Here is a 490-nt window from a genome sequence, read left to right as displayed (position 1 = left end):
GCCCCCTGCCGTTATTGCATACGTTCCCACGGGACTGGATGCCGTAGCTAACGTTGAAGCTACAGCGGCAGTCGTTAGGGATGCTTCAGTATCGCCGTTTACAAAACCAGAATAGCTAACCGTCAGAGTCGGATTCGCGCTTCCGTAGGTTTTGCTCTTATCATCGGCTGTCACTGTAAGAGATGCCTGACCCACCGTAAGAGTGCCCTCAACATATGAAATTGAATAGTTTGGAGATGATGCTCCTCCTGCCGTTATTACATACGTACCTACTGGACTTGACGCAGTCGCAGCGGTTAAAGCAACAGCCGCAGCTGTTAAGGACGCTTCCGTATCACCGTTCACAAATCCTGTATAGCTTACCGTCAAAGCTGGATTTGCACTGCCATATGTTTTGCTCTTGTCATCGGCTGTCACTGTAAGCGAGGCGGCTGTCACGCTCATCGTTCCATCGGCATAAGTGATTGCATAATTGGGTGCAGCGGCTCCG

General features: G+C 50.8%; 1 protein-coding gene. It reads right to left on the bottom strand.

The features are described from left to right. A partial coding sequence (locus tag DM397_RS00420) for an MBG domain-containing protein (RefSeq protein WP_204251855.1) occupies window positions 1-490 on the bottom strand: 490 nt, incomplete at both ends.

It is taken from the genome of Flavobacterium nitrogenifigens (genome assembly GCF_003254565.1).
Classification (GTDB): Bacteria; Bacteroidota; Bacteroidia; order Flavobacteriales; family Flavobacteriaceae; genus Flavobacterium; species Flavobacterium nitrogenifigens.
This window is presented reverse-complemented; position numbering and strand designations above follow the sequence as displayed.